This window comes from Streptomyces sp. WELS2 (genome assembly GCF_013870595.1).
Lineage (GTDB): Bacteria > Actinomycetota > Actinomycetes > Streptomycetales > Streptomycetaceae > Streptomyces.
In genome coordinates, this window is sequence record NZ_JACBWZ010000044.1 from 1 (window position 1) to 19,203 (window position 19,203).

At 71.1% G+C, this 19,203-nt stretch carries 19 protein-coding genes and 1 pseudogene; 9 read left to right on the plus strand and 11 right to left on the minus strand.

Features of this window, described 5'->3' with window-relative positions; all coding sequences use genetic code 11:
- Positions 1-138 precede the first annotated feature (138 nt).
- Positions 139-672: a MarR family winged helix-turn-helix transcriptional regulator gene (locus H5J33_RS04925; RefSeq protein WP_181793554.1), complete on the minus strand. Its 534-nt coding sequence runs from the start codon at positions 670-672 to the stop codon at positions 139-141.
- A gap of 137 nt (positions 673-809) precedes the next feature.
- On the opposite strand from H5J33_RS04925, the gene H5J33_RS04930 reads away from it, so the two are divergent.
- Both H5J33_RS04930 and H5J33_RS37180 read left to right on the plus strand, forming a co-directional pair.
- Positions 810-1,349 carry a phenolic acid decarboxylase gene (locus H5J33_RS04930; RefSeq protein WP_258564880.1) on the plus strand — a complete coding sequence of 180 codons (540 nt, stop codon included), beginning with the start codon at positions 810-812 and terminating at the stop codon, positions 1,347-1,349.
- Positions 1,350-1,560: 211 nt separating this feature from the next.
- Positions 1,561-1,868: pseudogene (locus H5J33_RS37180) on the plus strand (IMP dehydrogenase); the annotation flags it as partial.
- 27 nt (positions 1,869-1,895) lie between these two features.
- On the opposite strand, the gene H5J33_RS04935 reads toward H5J33_RS37180, so the two are convergent.
- The gene (locus H5J33_RS04935; protein ID WP_181793555.1) at positions 1,896-2,438 is read right to left on the minus strand and encodes a DUF4232 domain-containing protein; all 543 of its coding nucleotides are present in this window, start codon (positions 2,436-2,438) and stop codon (positions 1,896-1,898) included.
- Between the two features lie 130 nt (positions 2,439-2,568).
- Here H5J33_RS04935 and H5J33_RS37185 point away from each other — a divergent pair, with 130 nt between their 5' ends.
- Positions 2,569-2,739, plus strand: coding sequence for a hypothetical protein (locus tag H5J33_RS37185; RefSeq protein ID WP_258564881.1), 171 nt, complete (start codon positions 2,569-2,571; stop codon positions 2,737-2,739).
- A gap of 430 nt (positions 2,740-3,169) precedes the next feature.
- On the opposite strand, the gene H5J33_RS04945 is transcribed toward H5J33_RS37185, so the two are convergent.
- From H5J33_RS04945 to H5J33_RS04960, 4 genes are all read right to left on the minus strand, one after another.
- A complete protein-coding gene (locus H5J33_RS04945; RefSeq protein WP_181793567.1) occupies positions 3,170-4,357 on the minus strand; it encodes a GAF domain-containing SpoIIE family protein phosphatase in 1,188 nt (395 codons plus the stop codon).
- Between the two features lie 1,092 nt (positions 4,358-5,449).
- Entirely contained in the window at positions 5,450-5,803 is a 354-nt protein-coding gene (locus H5J33_RS37190) for a hypothetical protein (protein ID WP_258564882.1), read from the minus strand.
- A 320-nt stretch (positions 5,804-6,123) separates the two neighbouring features.
- Entirely contained in the window at positions 6,124-6,627 is a 504-nt protein-coding gene (locus H5J33_RS04955; RefSeq protein WP_181793557.1) for a hypothetical protein, read from the minus strand.
- 1 nt (position 6,628) lies between these two features.
- Positions 6,629-7,822 carry a molybdopterin-dependent oxidoreductase gene (locus tag H5J33_RS04960; protein WP_399552768.1) on the minus strand — a complete coding sequence of 398 codons (1,194 nt, stop codon included), beginning with the start codon at positions 7,820-7,822 and terminating at the stop codon, positions 6,629-6,631.
- A gap of 452 nt (positions 7,823-8,274) precedes the next feature.
- On the opposite strand from H5J33_RS04960, the gene H5J33_RS04965 reads away from it, so the two are divergent.
- Positions 8,275-8,724: a GtrA family protein gene (locus H5J33_RS04965; RefSeq protein WP_181793558.1), complete on the plus strand. Its 450-nt coding sequence runs from the start codon at positions 8,275-8,277 to the stop codon at positions 8,722-8,724.
- 33 nt (positions 8,725-8,757) lie between these two features.
- Here H5J33_RS04965 and H5J33_RS04970 read toward each other — a convergent pair whose 3' ends face one another.
- Positions 8,758-10,131 carry a glycosyltransferase 87 family protein gene (locus H5J33_RS04970; RefSeq protein ID WP_309485323.1) on the minus strand — a complete coding sequence of 458 codons (1,374 nt, stop codon included), beginning with the start codon at positions 10,129-10,131 and terminating at the stop codon, positions 8,758-8,760.
- An 80-nt stretch (positions 10,132-10,211) separates the two neighbouring features.
- Here H5J33_RS04970 and H5J33_RS04975 point away from each other — a divergent pair, with 80 nt between their 5' ends.
- The 3 genes from H5J33_RS04975 to H5J33_RS04985 all read left to right on the plus strand — a co-directional run bounded on the left by H5J33_RS04975 (position 10,212) and on the right by H5J33_RS04985 (position 12,815).
- The gene (locus tag H5J33_RS04975) at positions 10,212-11,270 is read left to right on the plus strand and encodes an NAD(P)-dependent oxidoreductase (protein ID WP_181793559.1); all 1,059 of its coding nucleotides are present in this window, start codon (positions 10,212-10,214) and stop codon (positions 11,268-11,270) included.
- A gap of 172 nt (positions 11,271-11,442) precedes the next feature.
- Positions 11,443-12,141 carry a glycosyltransferase family 2 protein gene (locus tag H5J33_RS04980; protein WP_181793560.1) on the plus strand — a complete coding sequence of 233 codons (699 nt, stop codon included), beginning with the start codon at positions 11,443-11,445 and terminating at the stop codon, positions 12,139-12,141.
- 14 nt (positions 12,142-12,155) lie between these two features.
- Positions 12,156-12,815 carry a DUF2064 domain-containing protein gene (locus H5J33_RS04985; protein ID WP_181793570.1) on the plus strand — a complete coding sequence of 220 codons (660 nt, stop codon included), beginning with the start codon at positions 12,156-12,158 and terminating at the stop codon, positions 12,813-12,815.
- Positions 12,816-12,892: 77 nt separating this feature from the next.
- On the opposite strand, the gene H5J33_RS04990 is transcribed toward H5J33_RS04985, so the two are convergent.
- From H5J33_RS04990 to H5J33_RS05000, 3 genes are all read right to left on the minus strand, one after another.
- Entirely contained in the window at positions 12,893-13,663 is a 771-nt protein-coding gene (locus H5J33_RS04990; RefSeq protein ID WP_181793561.1) for a triose-phosphate isomerase family protein, read from the minus strand.
- A 14-nt stretch (positions 13,664-13,677) separates the two neighbouring features.
- Positions 13,678-14,199, minus strand: a complete 522-nt coding sequence (hxlB, locus tag H5J33_RS04995; protein WP_309485324.1) for a 6-phospho-3-hexuloisomerase — start codon at positions 14,197-14,199, stop codon at positions 13,678-13,680.
- A 163-nt stretch (positions 14,200-14,362) separates the two neighbouring features.
- Positions 14,363-15,076: a nitroreductase family protein gene (locus tag H5J33_RS05000; RefSeq protein ID WP_220211966.1), complete on the minus strand. Its 714-nt coding sequence runs from the start codon at positions 15,074-15,076 to the stop codon at positions 14,363-14,365.
- 573 nt (positions 15,077-15,649) lie between these two features.
- Here H5J33_RS05000 and H5J33_RS05005 point away from each other — a divergent pair.
- Together H5J33_RS05005 and H5J33_RS05010 are read left to right on the plus strand one after the other, a co-directional pair.
- Positions 15,650-16,027, plus strand: coding sequence for an effector-associated constant component EACC1 (locus tag H5J33_RS05005; protein WP_181793563.1), 378 nt, complete (start codon positions 15,650-15,652; stop codon positions 16,025-16,027).
- Entirely contained in the window at positions 16,024-17,364 is a 1,341-nt protein-coding gene (locus H5J33_RS05010) for a caspase domain-containing protein (RefSeq protein ID WP_181793564.1), read from the plus strand. The genes H5J33_RS05005 and H5J33_RS05010 overlap by 4 nt, the downstream gene beginning before the upstream one ends.
- A gap of 1,107 nt (positions 17,365-18,471) precedes the next feature.
- Here H5J33_RS05010 and H5J33_RS05015 read toward each other — a convergent pair.
- Positions 18,472-19,203: SUKH-4 family immunity protein (locus tag H5J33_RS05015; RefSeq protein ID WP_181793565.1), on the minus strand; the 732-nt coding region annotated here is incomplete at its 5' end.

A 19,203-nucleotide genomic window follows, 5' to 3' on the forward strand; every position in this document is an offset into this window, starting at 1 on the left:
GGTGCGGCAGTCGACCGGCCCGGCTGTGGTGACGCTGCCGGGCAGACGCCCTCCGGGACGGTCGTGGCCGATGGCCGGGGCGCGGTCGGCCGGGGTGTTCGGTTCAGGGTCTGGCTGGAGGGGGTGTGCGCGCCGCGGTCAAGGAGTGCTCGAGTCCGGGCGGGTGCTGTCGCTCGTCTCCAGCGCGGTGACCAGCCGGTCCAGGGCAGGGAGTGCCTGGTGCAGCGCCGTCCGGTCGGCGTCGGACAGTTCCGCTACGACGCGGGTGAGTGCCGCGGTGCTGGCCCGGTCGTAGCGTTCCAGCAGGTGAAGGGCCTCTTCTGACGCGGTGAGCAGCACGGTCCGTTGGTCGTGCTCGGGGCGGACCCGTTCCACCAGCCGGGCGGTGGACATCGCCCGTACCAGGTTGCTGACGGTGGACGGTGCCACCCGCACGCGTGCGGCCGCCGCGCCGGGGCTGAGGCCCTCGGGCGAGGAGGACAGGGCCCGCAGGAGTTCGATCTGGGCCTCCGGCAGGTCGGGCAATCCCTCGGCGTTGCGGGTGGCGCGCAGGACTGCGCGCCGTAGCGGGCCCAGAAGCCCGCCCAGTCCGGCCGCGACGCGTGTCGCCTCCGGCGCGCCGGGTGTATCGCGGTCGCCAGTCCCGTCCGCCGCTCTGTGTGTGTTGCGCATACCACCATTGTGGACTGCGCACATAAAGTTTTGTCACAAACAGTTTTTGTGGCACAGTGGTGTGTGGAGCGAGGGCACCGAACCGGCCGAACCCACGCCGGCGGGTGACCGCTCACAGCACAGCAAGGAGCACCACCATGACCACCGTGCACGACACCCCGACGACCGTCGAGAACCCCGTCCCGCCGCAGGATCTGTCCGGCATCGTCGGGCACCGGTTCATCTACACGTACGCCAACGGCTGGCAGTACGAGATGTACGTCAAGAACGCCACGACCATCGACTACCGCATCCACTCCGGGATGGTCGGCGGCCGCTGGGTGAAGGACCAGGAGGTCGACCTGGTACGGCTCGCCGACGACGTCTACAAGGTGTCCTGGAACGAACCGACCGGCACCTCGGTCGTCGTCAACGTGCTGCCCCGCCTGCGGGTCCTGCACGGCACCATCTTCTTCCCGCAGTGGATCGAGCAGGACGGCAGCAAGACGGTGCTCTACCAGAACGACCACCTGGATGAGATGCGCGCCTACCGGGACGCCGGCCCCACCTACCCGATCTACGTCGTCCCGGAGTTCGCCCGCATCACCCTGTTCGAGTACGTCGGCGAGAACGACGAGAGCGTCGTCGCGGTGGGCCCCGAGGACCTGCCCCGGGGCTTCGCCGACCGCACCAACTAGAAAGGGCGGCAGCGTCACCCCGCCGCCTGTGGCGGGGCCCCGCGGGGTCGCGCTGCCCGAGCTCGGGTGCGGCACTCCACCGCCTGACTGTGGTGACGCTGCCGGGCACATGCCCGTCCAGGTCCGTCACGGCGAAGACCGCGGCACGGCCGGCCGGGAGCGTCGGGAATGGGTGAGGGCATCCGCGCGCAGACGGGCGAGCAGGGCCCGCGACTCGGCCCTGGAGTGCGTCGGCACCGCCGAGTCCGGGCGGCAGGCCCCGCACTCGCGCTCGTCCCGCCCCGGTGACAACGTCGGCGCCCCGCACGAGGTGGCCGTCGACGGACAGGATCTGTTCCTCTCCCAGGCCGGCCTGCGCGGCGGCCCGGCACCCGCCCGCGGCTTCCTGCCCGACCTGATCGATCGCGTCCTGCCCGGCGAATCCACCCGGGCAGGGCCTTCGACCTCACCCTGCCCCCTGGACCGGGTCGCCGAGGGCTGTCGGGCATGGACGAGCGCCGCACGGTCAAAGCCCTCCTGGAGCTCCGACCGTGCGGCCGCCGGGGGTTACTGTCCGACCGGGTTGAGGTAGGTGCCGGGGTGGGTGGCGCCGTCCTGCTTCAGGATCTGCCCGCCGAAGGGCCACTTCAGGGTGAAGTGCTCGGTCTCGTTGGGCGGGGTGACCAGGAACTTCGCGGGGACGAACTTCTCCTTCTGCGGCGTGGACGCGGCAACGGGGAGCAGGCTGATGCTGAAGTCCGCCGTGGCCCCCCGCCCCAGGGTGATCTTCGTGGGCTTCTTGGAGGAGCGCGCCAGGGACCAGGTGCCGTCGGTCTTCTGGGTGCCGACCATGTCGACACCGGCGAAGCCGGACAGGGTGCAGGTGTGGTTGCTCTTGTTGGTGAACCAGACGAACGCCTGCGTCTGCTTCCCGGTCCGCCCCATCTCCGGCTTCGCGTCGTCCCCGGTGGCGAAACCGGCCTTCAGGTCGGCGGTGTGGCAACGCGTCGGCGCGGCCTTGGCGGTGGCGGCCGAGGCCGGGACGGCGGCGACGGCGGTGCCGGCGGCGACGATCGCCGCAAGGGCCACGGTGGTCATTGTGGTCTTCATAACCTGGTCGGTTCCCCTCGAATAAGACTCGGTGCGCGAGGTCAGCGCGCACCCACGCACTTGGAGACGTTCGATGTCCGGCGGCGGTTCGGTGCGCCGGGCGATCTTTTCCGCCGGGTCCGGTGGAGGCATGGCACCGCCTCTGCCCGAGCCGCCGGCACACTTGGCCCCACTGCTCATCCACTACGGCTACTGGACCGTCGGTACCGGGGTCCTGGCCGACGCCCGTCCGCCGGCCGGCCGGCGCCACCCGGGTCGGCTGCCGCAGGCGTCGGTGCAGCGCCTCGGCCTCACCGGGTGACGCGGGTACCTTGACCCGACCGGGGAGGCCCTCTGCGTGCCCCGCCGCCAGAAGCCGGGCGCTTACGCGGGTCAGGCCCGGCGGACGGGGGACCGGTCTGCCGGGGAGTACTGGCGGTCAGGCGAGGCCGACGGTCGCGGACGGGTAGTTGACCGCCCGGCCGTGCTGTCGTCCCGCTGGGGAACGCCGTCCGCCAGCACTGGCCCTGACCTGCCTAAACACGGTCTTGTGCAAAACCCTTCGGAACTGCGTCCGCGTACGCGAAGGAAGATCACCCACCCGGGTGCCGCTCCAGGCCGGCCGGACCGCCGCGGTCGGGGGGCGACCACAGGCCCGGCTGTGAGGCCGACCACGCTGGTCGCGACCTGACCTGTGAAACGAACCTTGAGTGCGTGCCATCGAAGGCTGAGTGACTGTGTCGCGTGCCACGTCAAGCGTCGGTGCTTCGGTCTACCGGGACAGGGCCGCGCCAGTCCAGGCACAGGACGGTGGCGTCGTCTCTCACGTGGCCGTGGCAGGCGTCGGTGACGGCGGTGACCATGGCGCGTACGACCTCGCGGGGGTGCTCGGTTGCGGTGTCGCGGACAAGGCGCGGGAGGTCGACGGCTTCTGCTTGGCGCTCCTGCATGCCGTCGGTGTAGAAGACGAGGCGGTCACCCGGGCGCAGGTCGATGTCCTGTACCTGATAGGCGCCCTGTAGGGGGACGCCAAAGGGGAGGTTGATGTGCAACTGGATCTCGTCAACCGTGCCGTCGCGCAGCCGTAGGGGCCACGGGTGGCCCGCGTTGACGAGCCGGGCGCTGCTCCCGTCCAGAGCGATGCGCATCAGTTGTCCGGTGGCGAAGGTCCGTCTGCCGTGGTCGATGAGGGCCTGGTGGGTCTGGCTGGCCTGTTCGGCGAGGTCGGTGCCGGCGCGGCGGGCGCCGCGGGAGGCGTTGACCAGGAGGGTGGCCATGAGGGAGGCGTCGACGTTGTGGCCCATGGCGTCGGTGATGGACAGGTGCAGAGTGTCGTGGTCAAGGCTGTAGTCGTAGGTGTCACCGGCGATGTCGGAGGCCGGTACCAGGGCGCCGGCGAGGGTGAACTCGGGGGCCTCGCACGAGGGAGCCGACGGCAGGAGCTGGCGCTGGATCTCTGCGGCCAGCGTGACCGTGGTGGTGCGGTTGCCCCAGTGGTAGAGGTCGGTGAAGCGCCGGTCGGTGACGATGATGTACGCCAGCGCGTGCGCGGCCTCCTCGACCTGTTCCAGGACGTCCTGCGTGACGCGGGTGAGGTGCAGCTCCAGAACCCCGATGGCGTCGCCGCGGTTGGTCACCGGGGCGAGCACTCGTTGCCCCCTCGCGCCCGCCGGCACGCGCATCACTTCCTGAGTGCGCAGGACCTTGTCGTAGACACTGCCGGCCAGGGGAACCTGATCGGTGTCGTGGTCGTGTGGCGCCGCCGCCTTGTCATTGACCCGTAGCAGGCGTCGGCCGACGACGTCGACGAACAGGAACGACACGGAACGCGCACCGAACCGCTCGCGCAGGTTGCGCGCGACGACATCGAGGGAGCGCGTCGGCGCGGCCTCCTCCGCTGCTGCCAGTACCTCGGCCAGCCCGATCCGATCACGCTCCACCGCGGCCTCCCTCACTTACGGACCCTCCTTCCCGCCGACGCCCTGGTCATCACAGTCACACCAGTCGCCTCTACCCGGGATGCCGTCAACGAGTGGCGAACCAGGTGACAAGTAACCCGCGAGTAGCTTTTCGTTCGAAGACCGGTCCCTGTTCCAGCCGCGTTCTTCGATGGCTCGGTCGAGCCAGCGACGCGCGGCCGTGTCGGCCGCTTGGATCAGGAAGGCGCGGGTGGGCGGTCCAGGCGCTGTCCGGGTGGGGGCATTCGTGGGCGGCGCCGAGGAGTCCGCCGTGGACGTCGAGTCGGCGATGGCGCCAGGCGTCGCTGCCGATCCGAACGGCGCCGCTGTTGCGCCGGCCGGTCAGGTGCGGCAGGAGTCGTTCGCTCGGATCATGTTCACCCCGATGCCGTACGACCCAGGTGTAGCGGTAGTCCCAGTTGCGCGTTCCGCCCGTTCTCCCGGGCAGGGAGGTGGTGGCCGCGGCGACGATGGCCTCAGTGGGAGCCGAAGGTCAGGGCTCTCGGCACGCGTCCACTGTGGCCCACCTCGTCCTGCCAGGGGCCGGCATAGCCGCGGTGGAGCCTCGACCAGGAGCGCCGGCCTTTGATGGTGTCGCACATGCGGCGCCGGATCCGCCCTGCCCGCCAGCCCACCGACTCGCCTTCCCGCGCCGCCCCGACACGCAGGGCGAACCCGATGCGGTGCCCCGCCGAGGGCGGGATTCGGCCGTGCGCTGTAAAGCCGCTCACCCGCAGGCCGACGGGGCTCGACAGCAGCAGAACACGGGCGCCCCCGTACGCCGCGAGGCCGCCCCGCACAGCTGACAGGAGTGGATGGACGAGTCCGGACTCCGGGCGCGGCGCGTAGGCGATCCGCAGGTCTCTCCGGGTGCCTGACGGGTGTCATGGATCCCAGCCTCCCTGAGCAGCGGATTCACCTCCAGCCAATCAGCATGATCGGCGCATGGCACGTGCCGGTCGCCGGCAGTTGCCCCGACCGGGCGGCACGGCTTGGTGCCGCGCCCCGCGCTCGGCGTCCGGTCGGCGTACGTCGTGTCTCCCCGCTGCCGCGTGGCGAGGCGGCCCCGCTTCATCAGCGACGTGCCGAGGCCGGATCCTGGCGGGCGAGGGCGAGGAAACGCCGACGGCCGTACCTCCACCGGTCGGCGACGCTGAGGGCAAGGTCCTCGGCGACCCTGTGGAGCGCTGGTGCTCCCAGACGTGCCCAGGGAAACCGCGGGCCCGCGTGACCATGGATGTCCTCGAACCGGGCGGTGCAGCGCTCCTCGACGTCGTCGGGGTCGACCTCGACGAGGAGAAGCCCCGTAGGGGCGGCGAGCTGGATACAGCGGGCCAGCAGGGCGCGCGGGTCGCCGCCGATGCCGATGTTGCCGTCGATGAGCAGGACGGTCCGCCAGCCTCCCTCTGCCGGTAGCCGGTCGAACACCGATCGGCACAGTGCGATCCCGCCGAGAGCGACGGTATGAGCCGCAGCACGGGGGGTTACGTCGACGCCGAGCGCGAAGACTCCGCGGCCCAGGAGCGCCCGGCACAGCCGGCCCGGTCCGCAGCCGACGTCGAGAACGGGGCCGACGCAGCGATCGAGCACGGATTCGTCGGCCACAGTGGGACGCGCGTACCAGCGGTGCACCGGCATCCGGATCCGGCACCCGTCCGCCAGTCGCAGGTACACCGGCCCGTGGCCGGCCCGCAGGGCGATCGCATAAGGGTCTCCCCCGGCGCAGGGCGAGTCATCCTCGTCGGCCGTCACGATGCAGCGTCGCGACCTGGTGCAGGTCGTTCCCCGTCGGCGAGGGCGGCCCGCCGGACGCGGCGGAGCTTGTCAGCGAAGGCCACGGCGGAGGCGGCGAAGAGTACGGCGGTGATGGCCAGCCACCGGCCAAGGTAGACGTCCATGGACAACCCGGTGGCACCCGGATAGGGGATCGCCAGGGCGAGGATGAGGGGGAACCAGACGAGTAGGAGCACACCGGAGAGAAAGGCGGGCACGCGCAAGTAGTTGATCCACGGTGGTTGCGGCACACGGGTGGCCCGGTGCCGCAGGACAGTGTGTGCCGACAGGTCGGCGAGCGAGTACAGGGGCAGCAGGATCAGGTCGTGGAGGACCGCCGCGCCCACGAACCAGATCGCAACCTCGAGCGGGCGGACGGCGAACAGGCGCACCATGGCGTAGCCGGTGATCGCGAACGAGGTGATCAGGACGAGAAGGTGCAGGGGGCTGGAGCCGTACCAGCGGACGAAGCGCGCCATGTCACGTCCTGAAGGTGAGCCGGTGTACCCACTTGGTGTTGTTCACGCCGGGGTTGGCCGGGACGATGACGCGGGCCGGGTAGCCGTGGTCGAGCGAGAGGTCCGCGCCGTTCACGCGCAGGGCGAGCAGCGATCGAGGATCGTGGATCTGATTGCCCCGTAGCACCACCGAGCTGTAGGGGCCGGGGGGTTGGGCGGATTGCACCAGGACGCTTCCGGCGTCGGGGAGGCCCGCCAGGGCGGCGAGGTCGGCCAGGCGAGGACCGCTCCACTGCTGGTTGGGGGTGGACCACCCTTCCACGCAGGCGATCGGCAGTGCGGCGGCGTGCTGGGGCATCGCGAGGAGTTGTGCGCGGGTGAAGACGAGCGTCGGACCGGGGCCGTGGATTTCCAGCCGCCAGGCGGGGCCGACGTGCGCGGGGGTGACGCCGACGGAAGCGGCCGTCTTGTTGATCTGGAAGCTGTTCGGGCCGCTGCCCGGAGTACGGTTGTGCGGAGCCAGAAGGGCGGTGCGGCGCAGCCGGCCGCCGATGCTCTGCCCTGCGGTGACCACGAGGAGGAGCAGCGATCCGCCCCCCACCATGGCGAGCGCGCCTCGCCGGGTCATCGTCGGCGGCGCGGGAGCGGCCGGGACCAGGCCGTCGGGGTCGGGGGGTTCGGGCCGTGTGTGGGCGAGGTCGGTGCGCAGTTCCGCGGCCAGGCTACGGGAGCGCAGGGCGCGGGTCATGCGTCCGAGTCTGAGGCTGACATGGACGACGAAGGCGGCGATGAACACCCAGGCGCCGTAGAAGTGCAGGGTGTAGAAAGAGCCGGGAAAGACGTAGAAAAGCTGGATGTCGATGATGCCGGTGACGAATTCGAAGATCACCCCGCCGACCAGCATGAGCAGGGACAACCGCTCCATTCCGTGGGCGACGGTACGGACCGGCAGCCACTCGAACAGCTTCGGGATCACTGACCACAACTTGGCCAGCAGGACGGGCACGAGGACCACGCCGAGCGTCACGTGCACACCCTGGGTCAGCCGGTACAGCCAGTACGGATGGGTGGGCCAGGCGAAGAGGTAGAAACCCAGCAGGCCCTTGTCCGGGGTCTGGTCGTTGACGCGGCCGAGTCCCGGGTTGTAAGAGGCGTAGGAGAGCATCCCGGTGACGAAGATCAGCGGGATGCCGATCAGCAGCACCAGGCCGAACACGGACGTCAGCCAGGGCCCGCGGAGGGGGCTGCGCCAGAAGCCGGGACGGAACGGCCCCGGGGGTGGAGGAGCCTGCTCGACCCGCCGCACAAGGGCCCGGGCACGAGCGGCCCCCTTGGTTGCCCGCGCCGCCGCGGCAGCGCGTACCCGCCCGCGGCGCCTGTGCGCGTGACCCTCGTCCGAACCCGGGCTCTGCGGCCCGCCGGAGCCCGGGGCCATGGGCCGTCCGCCACTGTCCACCGGCCGCCGCCTCCTCTGTTCCGGGCCGACCTCCAAAGGGGTGGATCGAATCCCACCGCGCCGTCGGTGCCTGTCAGGTCGTCAGCCACAAAGTGACACAGACAGGGCCGGCCTCCGGTATCTGACGTGCGTGCGGTGTCCGTCGCCAGCCGAACGGTTGAACCGGCGCTGCGTACGGCTCGGCGCGTTCGCGGGTGCCTCATGATGGTGGGGTGCGACGCCCCGGCGCACGGCACAGCGCCTTCGCCTTCACCCGGCCCGGCCGCACCACACTGACCAGGCAAGTGCTCTGGTTCGTCGTGATCGGTGTCGCCTCCACGATGGCCCAGGCCCTGCTGTACTGGGTTCTGCGCCACTGGTCGCCGCCCATCCTGGCGAATTTCGCCTCCCTCCTTGTCGTCACCGTCCTCAACACGGAGGCCAACCGCCGGCTGACCTTTCGCGGGTCCGCGGTCCGGGCCGTGCCGGCACACCTGGCCGCGGGTGGCCTGTTCGTCCTGGCGTACCTGGTCACCTCAGGCGCCCTCCTGCTCTTCCGCCACTACCGGCCCACCTCCTCACCAGCGGCGGAGACCCTGGTGCTCGCGCCGAGCCTCGCCCTGGTGACCGTGGTGCGCTTCACCGTCTTGCGGATGGTCGTCTTCAGACGCCGCCACCGATGACCCCTCGTGCCGATGGGACCGGCATGCCTGCGCTCACGCACCGTCCGGCCGCCCGTCTCCGCTGCCACGCGCCCGCGCCCGGACGACCGCACCGGCGAGCACCGTCACGGCGGCCACCGCGTACGCGCAGACCTGAACGCCGTGCCAGTGCAGTGCGTCCGCGACATACAGCACGGTGCCCGCGGCGGCGACGGCCAGCCACTCCCACGGGCCGCCCATTGCCACGAAGGCCACGACGAGCAGCGCATACCAGTAGTACCCGGGCGAGCTGACCAGCAGCGCAGTACCCGTGACCAGCAGCGCCCCGTGCCACGGCCGCTCCGGATCGCCCCGCCGCAGGACGTACCAGGCGCTGAGCGCCACCAGTGCGACGGCGGCCCAACCGGCCCACGCATCCGGCAGCACCAGCCGCAGCAGCGCGAACCGGCCAACGTCAGCTGGCCGGTACCCCTCCTCGCGCAGATAGCCGGGGAGATAACCCAGGACCGCGGTACCGGACGCCGGCAGGTACGGGAGATAGGCGAGCGCCACGACACCGACGGCGGCGAGCAGCATGCTCGCCGTGTGCCGCAGCCGGGCACGCGCATGCCCGGGAGCCAGCGCCCCCGAGAGCGCACCGGGAAGGGCGAGCACGGGCAGCAGCTTGACGGCGATCGCCGCCCCGAGCAGCGCTCCCCGGCGCGCTCCCGCGGCCGTGCCGAGCGCGGCCACTGTGAGCAGCACTCCCAGCGTGTCCACATGGGCATCGTTGACTGCGGCGAAGGGCACCCCCGGGCACCACGCCCACAGTGCCACCCGCCGCGTGTCACCACGCGTATACCGCTGCACCAGCAGCAGCGCTACCGCCGTGGCGACGGCGAGCACTGCACCGGCGAGTTGCAGTGGCTTGTGCCGCCCGCCTGCCGGGGAGACGGCGTGCACCAGCAGGAACCACCCCTCGGCCACGGGCGGATAGATCGTGTGTTCGGACGGCCTGTTGATGTGCGTGCACATATCCGCCACCAAGTGGAGGTCCCACCTGTGGCACGCGGTCCCGGCGGGGAAGAGCCACGGATCACGCAACCGGGCAAGCTGTGGCGCGTTCGGCGGGTAGGCGTACGGGGAGATCCCTGCGCTCTGCACGCGACCGTCCCACGCGTAGCGGTACATGTCGTCGCTGGTGCGCGGCGAAGCCGAGAGCGCCGCCACACACAGGGCGATTCCCCCGACCAGGATCAACGCCACGGCGGTACGCACCGGCACGCGGCGCACCATCCACGCCGCTCCGGCGAACAGCACCCACGCGGCGGCATACCAGTACAGCAGCGCAGCCGGATGGCCGAGATCACCGCCGATGCGGACCGTCGCGGCGACGACGGCAACGAGGGCGGCGAGCAGCGCCGTGGCGCAGAGCGTGCGTACTCCCACACTCGCCACAGTGGCAGCTGCCAGCGCGTCGGCAGGCCTCGCGGCGCCGCGTGTCCTGATCCGGCCGTAGCCTCGAAGGCATGCTCGTCCTTGTCACAGGAGGAGCCGGATTCATCGGCTCCCACATCGTCCGGGCTCTCGTCGAGGCTGGGCACGGGGTGCGCGTGTTGGACGTGCGGCCCCCCGCGCCTCCGCAATTCCCGCCCGGCGTCGCGTCCGTGTGCGGCGACGCGCGGGACCGGGCGGTGGTCGAGGAGGCGCTGCGCGGGGTGGACGCGGTCTGTCACCAGGCGGCCATGGTCGGCCTGGGCCGGGACTTCGACGACGCGCCCGCCTACGTGGGGTGCAACGATCTGGGCACCGCCGTCCTGCTCGCGGTCATGGCCCGGCTGCGCGTGAGCGAGCTCGTCCTGGCCGGCTCGATGGTGTACTACGGCGAGGGACACTACGACTGCGCCCGCCACGGGACCGTCCGGCCTGGTCCGCGCCTGGTAGCCGACCTGGACGCCGGACGGTTCGAGCCGGTCTGCCCGCGCTGCGGCGATCCGCTCACCCCCGGCCTGGTGCCGGAGGACGCTCCACCCGACCCGCGCAATGTCTACGCGGCGACGAAAGTCGCCCAGGAACACCTGGCCGCCGCCTGGGCCCGGGCCACCGGCGGCCGGGCGGTCGCCCTGCGCTACCACAACGTCTACGGGCCCGGCATGCCGCGCGACACCCCCTACGCCGGGGTGGCCTCACTCTTTCGCTCCGCGCTCGCCCACGGCGAGCCGCCCCGGGTCTTCGAGGACGGCGGCCAGCTCCGGGACTTCGTCCACGTCGCAGACGTAGCCGCCGCCAACCTGGCGGCGGCCGACGCCGTCGGCGCCGCGCTTCCGGCAGGGACGTTGCGCGCCTACAACGTCGGCAGCGGGAGCCCGCACACCGTAGGGGAGATGGCCACCGCGCTCGCGGACGCCTGCGGCGGGCCCGAGCCGGTGGTGACCGGCGAGTACCGGCTGGGCGACGTCCGCCACATCACCGCCTCCTCGTCACGGCTGCGCGAGGAACTCGGCTGGCTGCCCCGGGTACCGTTCGCCGCAGGCATGCGGGAGTTCGCGAAGGCCCCCCTGCGCGGCCAGGCATCGGCACCCCGATAACGCGCGTGCGGGAGATGACATCGAGCCCGCGGCCGCCGGATACGTTGCGGCCCCCGTCGGACGGAAGCGCCCGGCATCCGAACCGCACCAGCGGGCATCGAAGACGGCGCGGCGGCGCGAACCAGGTGAGATCCGGGCGCGCCATCCTGATTCCCTTCGTACGCTGAAAGACGTGACCGATAGGCATCGGCCCCTGGCGGACGTCGTACTCCCGTGCCTGAACGAAGCGGCCGCCCTCCCCTGGGTGCTGGAGCGGATCCCGCCCGGCTGGCAAGCCATTGTCGTCGACAACGGCTCGACCGACAGCTCCGCCGCGCTCGCGGCCTCGCTGGGCGCGCACGTCGTCGGCGAACCGGTGCGCGGCTTCGGCGCCGCCTGCGCGGCCGGGCTGCGCGCCGCAACCGCGCCCGTGGTCTGCTTCTGCGACTGTGATGCCTCCCTCGACCCGGGGCTGCTGCCGTCCCTCGCCCAGCCCGTCCTGGGCGGTGAGGCGGACCTGGTGCTCGGGCGGCGCAGGCCGACGGCGCACGGCGCCTGGCCGATGCACGCCCGGCTCGCCAACCGCGAGCTGGCCCGGCTGATCCGCCGCCGCACCGGCCTGCGCCTGCACGACCTCGGCCCGATGCGGGCAGCCCGCCGGGAGGCCCTGCTCGGCCTGCATCTGACCGACCGCAGGTCGGGCTACCCCTTGCAGATGGTCGTCCGCGCCGCCGACGCCGGATGGCGAGTGCGCGAGGTCGACGTACCGTACTACCCGCGCGCCGGCCGTTCCAAGGTCACGGGTACCTGGCGTGGGACCTGGTACGCGGTGCGCGACATGCGTGCGGTGCTCGGCGAGCCGCCGCGGAGCCCGGCGGGAGCACCCCGGTGAGCGGCCCGGCCGGGATGACGCCCGAGAGCGCGGACGGACTGACCGCGCTGTTGGTGATCGCCAAGGAGCCGCGGCCTGGGCACGTCAAGACCAGGCTGACCCCGCCGTTCACCCCCGCACAGGCGGCCGCTCTGGCGGAGGCAGCGCTCGCCGACACCCTCGAGACCGTGCTGCGCTGCCCGGCCCGCCGCCGAGTGCTCTTCCTGGACGGCGCGCCCGGACGCTGGCTGCCGCCTGGTATCGAGGTGGTCCCACAGGCATCCGGCGGCCTGGACGAGCGGCTGGCCGCCGCCTTCGCCGTCGTAGCGGACGGCCCCGCCCTGCTGGTCGGCATGGACACCCCACAACTCACCCCGAAGCTCCTCGCCCCTGTACTGGATGCCGGCGCATGGCGGGAGTGCGACGCGTGGTTCGGCCCTGCGGAGGACGGCGGGTTCTGGGCGCTCGGCCTGGCTGCACCCGACCCGGCGCTGCTGCGAGACATCCCGATGTCCACCGCGTACACCGGCGCCGCCCAGCGCCACCGCCTCACCAGGGCGGGCCTTCGGGTGCGCGACCTGCCACTCCTGCGCGACGTGGACACAGCACCCGACGCGGCCGAGGTGGCGGCCACGGCGCCGGGGTCGAGGTTCGCCACCCTCTTGAAGCGCTACTCTCACGACCTGCTCTCCTGAGCCGGAGATTCGCCGTTGATCTCGCTGCCGCGCAGCCCCCGGTGAGCAGGCCGCTGCTACCGATTCCGCCCCCACGGTCATTCGACCCGCACCCACGGGGTGTCGACCGGCCGGCTGGAGAGGAGTTCGCCGAGCGTCTCGTCGAGCAGCGCGCTGTCCTGCGCGGCCCTGCCCAGGGCCACTCCGTCCCAGGGTGCGAGGCGGCGCAGGGAGGAGTATGTGCCCGGAACGACGGCGCCGCCGTAGATCATGCCGACGTCGTGGTGACCGCCGGCCGCCCGGTGCAGGGCGTCGAGCACCGCGGCGGCCTGGTGGGGATCGGCGCCCTGCGCGGAGCCGATGGCCCAGACGGGCTCGTAGAGAACGATGGCCGGGGTCTCGTGCGGAAGGGCGTCCAAAGCCGCTGACGCCTGCCGGCGGACGTACCGCACGGTTTCCGCATGGCCGAGGCGTTCGGGTTCTCCGACGCATATCACCGGGATGAGGCCGGCGTGTGCGGCGGCCCGGGCCTTGCGGCCGACGAGCCGGTCGTCCTCCGCGAACAGGCGACGCCGCTCGGCGTGTCCGACCATGACGTGCGTGCAGCCGACCTCGGCAAGCAGGCCGGCGGAGACCTCGCCGGTGAACGCCCCCGCCTCGTACCAGACGTTCTGCGCGCCGGCGCTCATGCCGCTGTCCCGCAGCAGACGGGCTCCCAGAGGCAGGACCGGATGAGGCAGACAGGCGCAGAAGCGCAGCCGGGCGAGGGCATCGGCCCGGGGAAGGAGGACGTCGTTGATCCATTCCTCGGTCTCCCGCAGACCGAGGTTCATCTTCGTGCTGGTCAGTGAGACTGGTGTCGTCGTCATGCGTCAGTCCGCGTCTATTCCAGGTTGGTGTGCTGGGCGAGCATGTCCCGTGGCTCGGCGCCGTACAACTGCTCGTAGGCGAGGATCAGGGAGTCGAAGAGCAGCAGGGCGCCTTGTTCGAAGAGGGTCCCGACGAACTGGGCGGACCGGCCGGGTTCGTGGTCCTGGCTGTATTCGGCGAGGTGGACCAGCAGGTCCGCCCGCCGTGCCAGGCTCGAGCCGGCATTCGCCGTCACCACAGCGATCCGGGCGCCCGCGCGCGCGGCGTTCTCCGCCATCGCCAGCGTGGTGGGGGTCTCGCCCGACCCGCTGCACACCAGCAGCAGGTCCCCATGGCCTGCGGCGGGAGTCGTGGAGTCCCCTGCGACGTGCACCGTCAGTCCCAGGTGCATCAGGCGCATCGCGAAACCCTCGGCGGAGAGTTTGGAGCGGCCGGCGCCGGCCACGAAGATCCTGCCGGTGTCGCGGATCGCTGCGACCAAGTCGGTGCAGGCGCCCTCATCGACGTGGGAGAGCAGGGCGTCAAGCTCCCGCACGACGACGCGGCGGGCGGAGGCATAGGGGCCGTCAACCCCTACCGGTGAATCGGGTGTATTGACCTGCTGTTCATCGGGTTTGTTCTGGTCGACCACTGGCGTATCACTCCTGCGCAGATGAGCGGGAGCCACCGCGACGCCCGGGAAGAGGGCGGCGGCGAACTCACCAGAAGTCCCGGTGTAGGACTTCGTCGATGTCCTTGCGAGGTGCGGGCCGGAAGGAATCACCTTTGGGATGCGCCACAGCCAGGAGACCTGCCTGTGTGACGTGGTCCGGCAATTGCAGCACTTCCGCGGCTTCCCGGGCGCGGGCCAGATGCAGGGCCGTCACGGCGGAGGCCAGTCCGCACAGACGCAGAGCCAGCATCAGGCTCCACATGGCGGGCCAGACCGAGCCGTAGTAGACGGAGTGCGCGACATGGCCCACCGGAGGAGGGAACCCCATATCCGCGAACCGCGCCTCGAACTCAGCGGGTGACGCGCTCAGGCAGGGCACGACCAGGACGGGAACACGATGCAGGTGCTCCGCCAGATGCACGGACGCCCGCCAGTCACCACGGCGTTCCGGCTCCTCCGCCACCTGTGCCGCCATGGCCTCCAGGTAAGGGCCGGCCGCTCGCCGGTAGCACTCGGCGAGACGGAGCCTTCGGGTGGGATCCGTCACCACGATCCACTGCCAAGGCTGGTCGTTGGACCCGTTGGGTGCCTGCAATGCCATCGACAACGCCTCGCGCACCAGCCGGAGGTCCTCGGACCGCTCCAGGTCCAGACGTCTGCGAACGGACCGGGTCGTCGTCAACAACTCCGCACCGCTCAGAGGCCCTGTCACCGGTGCGGCGCTGTGCCCTCCGTGCGCTGGTTCGTTCTTCTCCGGCACGCCGTTCACACTCCTTCTCGGGCGTAGCGACCGATCACGTAACTTCGGCAACGGCCGGTGCTCGGCTCACCTCAGGGAACTCGGGGTTCGGCTCCCCCGACACGCATGGTGAACACCTCGGCGCAGGCAGGGACACGTGAACGTGTTGAACCGAACGCCTCCGGGGCCACCCGGCCCTCGAATACCTCGCGGCCCGGCCGGGCCGGTTCCCGCTCGCCTCCGACGGCGCCTGCGAAGCCCACGAGGGCACCGCCACGACCTCGCCGGCACTCCGCGCACCGCGGGCGTGGCCGGGCCTGAGGCCGTGCCATCCCCGTGTCTGCCGGCTGACAGCGGTCCTGTCGTCCGACTCGCGGTCATCGGCCCGCATGTCCCGGCCGGTTCGATTCCGCGCCGTTCGCCGACCGCGGGAGTGCCGCCGCCACGGCCCCGGGCCCCCGCCGGGCGAGGCTGATCACGTGATGTGACCGCACCGGTTTCCGTGCGGGAGACATGAGGATCTCCGACCTCACTGATCCACTTTTTTGCAGTCCGGGGCCGATGGGAAGGAAAATCGGTCAGGATGGATCCGTGATGAGTGAAGGCGAACGGGAACTGTGGCTGCGCGTATCAGGGCCGGAAGGTCGACTGCGGTCCCTGGCAGACTGGTTACGCCATGAGGACGGACTGCGGGGCAGGGTTCGGCCCTTCCAATCCCCGCCCGCCGCGGGCGAGATGGGCGGCGCGCTGGATGCGCTCGCGGTGGCCGTCGGGTCCGGAGGTATGGGCGCGGTGCTCGCCAACTGCCTGTCCACCTGGATCAGCCAGCGACGTTCTGATGTGCGGATCACGGTGACCACGCGAGACGGCCGCACCGTGGAGGTGGACGGCAAGGGCGTCGATCCGCAGGCGCTCGCGCGGGATATCGAGCGCCTGCTCAACGGCGACGAAGCGGAGGGGCATTCGCAGTGACGCGGTTACCGGACCCGGACCGCTCACGCGCCATTCTCATCGGCACCGGTACCCACGCCGACGGATCCGGTCTGCCCAGCCTGCCTGCCATCAGCGCCAACCTCGCGGATCTGCGGCAGGTGCTCACCGATCCGGTCACCGGCTCCCTGCCGCGGGAGCACTGCATCATCGCGAGCGATCCCGTCACCGCGGGCGAGGTGGGCAGTCTCCTGGGCCGTGTCGCTCAGGAAGCGACCGACCTGCTGTTCGTGTACTACGGCGGACACGGGCTGGTGGACGACCGGGGCAGGCTCCACCTGGCACTGCCCCGCACCGACGCCGCGCGCATCCGCTGGACCGCGCTGCCGTTCGAAACCCTGCGGGAAGAACTGCTCGACAGCCCGGCGGCGATCCGGGTGCTGGTGCTCGACTGCTGCTTCTCCGGACGCGCCATCGAGGCGATGACCAGCGGGCACAGCACGGTCGCCGGGCAGATCGACGTTGCCGGCACCTACACGCTCGCTTCCACCTCCGCGAACGCCGTCGCCTACGCACCGCAGGGAGCGACGCACACGGCGTTCACCGGCGCCCTGCTCACGGCTCTCCGAGGGCCGGTGGCACTGAGCCTGGACGACCTCTTCGACGAGGTACGACGCGATCTCGCATTACGCGATATGCCGCGTCCCCAGCGCCGGGTGGTCAACAACGCCGGCAAGCTCATGCTGGCGCGTCCTCGTGATCCGAATGCGCCTCGCCCTGCCCTTGTGAGCGATCCGCCTCCCACCGCGTGGACGGATCCAGCCGCCTCTGCCCCGCCGCTGCCCCCGTGGCACCAAGGCAGCGTCACAGCCCCGCCGAAACTCCGCCGCCCGAAGATGGAGATCCGCATCCCGAACTGGGTGTGGCCGCTGCTCATCGCCGCGGCGGCCGGACTGGGCGGGTGGTACTGGCTGCACACGCAGACACACTGGAGCAAGGGTGATCTTAGAGACGCGGTGCATCAGGTAGCTGCGGATCTGAACAAGCAGTCACAGTACGGCGACACCCCCCTTGAGAGCTACATCGCACAGCGCATCGACCAATCGGGCAAGGGACCACCACACGGGTCCACTCCCTCGGTGAAGCACGTATCACATCCAGGCGTCCACGACGGAAGCTCCGGTGACTACGAAGTCACCAGCGACCACAACGCCTTCTGCATGCATGTGACCGCGACCGTCAAGAAGGGGGCAGCCCACGGCATCCTTGATGAAGTCACCTTTCACGCCACAGTCACGGACGGCTCCTGTCCCACCGCCATCCGTCCGAGCGCCGGCAATGGTTCGGGCCCGTCATCGACACCCTCAAAGACCAGGTAGCCGGACTTTTCTCCGGGTCTCGGCCCAACAGCCGCCGGTGCGCACGGCTTCAACGGTGGCGTGCGCGCCGCCGATATCGCCGCACCCAGACCGGGGCGTTCTTCTGCAACTTGCGGTGCGGTGGCGTCACCACGCGTCCGCCGGTCCGGGCGTCCAGGCCCTGGTAGCCGGCATCCGCGCGGCTCTCCAGTGCGGGCCCGCCGTCCAGAAGCCTGACCAGAGGCGATCGGGCTGCGGTGTCCGAGGCTGGAGTGACGGCGTCGGGTGTTGTAGCGGTGCAGCCATCGGAACGCGTCGAGGTGGGCCTCGCGCTCGCTGGGCCGGGTCTTTCGGTCTTGGAGCACCCCACGTAGCCCCCCGGAAGAGAGACAGTTCCGCGAACGGCTCGCCCTGCCCACCCTGCTGCACAGCCCTCATCACTGCGTCTTTCGCATCAAGTCCCGCACCTATCAGTCGAGTTCAAAATCAGGCGAAGGCCGCAACGCCGCCCCGGGGACGCCGCCCGAGCGAGTGATCACCAGACCCGCTTGTTCGACGCGGACGTTGAATGACAAGCTCGGTGCTCACAACGGCGGCACCCCCCAGGAAGTCATCCCCGAGGGCCCGCCGTCGTGCCGCATCCGGGCCACCTGCTCCGCTTCTGGGGCTGTCGGCCGCCGGCCGTCAGGACACGGGTCGTTCACCGGTGCTGTCCAGCGCCGCGCGGCACCACCGCACTCCGGTGCCCTGGGGGACCAGGAGGTGACTGCCTGGGGCCCGCCGAGGTCTTGGCCATGGCGGACGGCAGTCCGCCGGCAGTCGACCGGCGTCCATTCCACCGAGCGGCGTCCACCGGCGGGGGACCCGCCCCGGCCCCGTGCGCACGACGCAGGGCCGGGGCGGTCGCGGCGATCCCTGACCACCGAGAAACGCGAGGGGGGACGGACATCGTCACCCTGCCGGACTTCGAGGCCGATGTCGCGACAGGAAGCAGCGCCGGCCTGTAGGGCGTGCACATCTTCACCGGGCGCGCCAGCCGCCTCCCCACCAACGGATCTTCGATCGTTTCCGCAGTGATTGCGGGCGGAGGACGCGGCCGGCGGCACCCGGTTATGCGGCCGCACCGGCTCAGTAGCCGTCCACGCCCAGCTCCGTGATGCCGGCGTAAAGCCAGCTCCACACCCTGCCTGTCGCAGTGTCCGGGTCGCACAGGTCCGGGGAGAGTTCCGCCAGCTCCGCCAGGAACAGCTCCGTGACGTCTTCCTGGCCGCCTTCGACCGGGTACGGGTGCCAGCAGGCGTTGCGGTAGCGGTCGATTGCCTCCAGAGCACGGGTGAAGACGTCGAGGTCCGGGGCGAGCGGCACCAGTACCTCGTCGGCACCGCGGGTCAGGCGGCTTGGGATGTGCACCGTGCCGTCGTGACGGTGGAGGTACAGCTCACCGTACTCGGTGGCGCCGAAGCCGATCAGGTCGGCGGCGGCCACCCCGTCGGGCAGGCACTCGTCCGGCAGGGCGTCCTGTGCCGGTGGGCGCACGGCGTCAAGCGGATGCGTCTCGTACTGAGCGCTGTGGCACACCCACCAGGCGGGCAGACCGATGTCCCGCAGGTACCGCCTGCTGCCCGCGTGGACGAGCCCCTCGGGCAGGTCGCTCTCGGCGATGCGCACGACGTGCCGTGCACCGCCGAAGGCGTCGTCGACCCGGGCCGCGGTCAGCGGACCCGTCGGCCGTCGCACGGCGGGGACCGGTCCTGGTGGTGGTTCCTCCGCCGACGTGGAATCGAGGCCCGCACCACGCGGCCAGTCCCGCAGCGCGTCGGCGTCCGTTTCCACGACCGCTATGCCGTGCACACTCGCGAC

Excerpts from the sequence above, each read along its gene's own strand:
- H5J33_RS04935 (WP_181793555.1), bottom strand. The coding sequence starts at position 2,438 with ATGAAGACCACAATGACCACCGTGGCCCTTGCGGCGATCGTCGCCGCC.
- H5J33_RS04975 (WP_181793559.1), top strand. The coding sequence starts at position 10,212 with ATGCTCGTCCTTGTCACAGGAGGAGCCGGATTCATCGGCTCCCACATC.
- H5J33_RS04990 (WP_181793561.1), bottom strand. The coding sequence starts at position 13,663 with ATGACGACGACACCAGTCTCACTGACCAGCACGAAGATGAACCTCGGT.
- H5J33_RS04925 (WP_181793554.1), bottom strand. The coding sequence starts at position 672 with ATGCGCAACACACACAGAGCGGCGGACGGGACTGGCGACCGCGATACA.
- H5J33_RS04930 (WP_258564880.1), top strand. The coding sequence starts at position 810 with ATGACCACCGTGCACGACACCCCGACGACCGTCGAGAACCCCGTCCCG.
- H5J33_RS04955 (WP_181793557.1), bottom strand. The coding sequence starts at position 6,627 with ATGGCGCGCTTCGTCCGCTGGTACGGCTCCAGCCCCCTGCACCTTCTC.
- H5J33_RS04985 (WP_181793570.1), top strand. The coding sequence starts at position 12,156 with ATGACGCCCGAGAGCGCGGACGGACTGACCGCGCTGTTGGTGATCGCC.
- H5J33_RS05005 (WP_181793563.1), top strand. The coding sequence starts at position 15,650 with ATGAGTGAAGGCGAACGGGAACTGTGGCTGCGCGTATCAGGGCCGGAA.
- H5J33_RS37185 (WP_258564881.1), top strand. The coding sequence starts at position 2,569 with ATGGCACCGCCTCTGCCCGAGCCGCCGGCACACTTGGCCCCACTGCTC.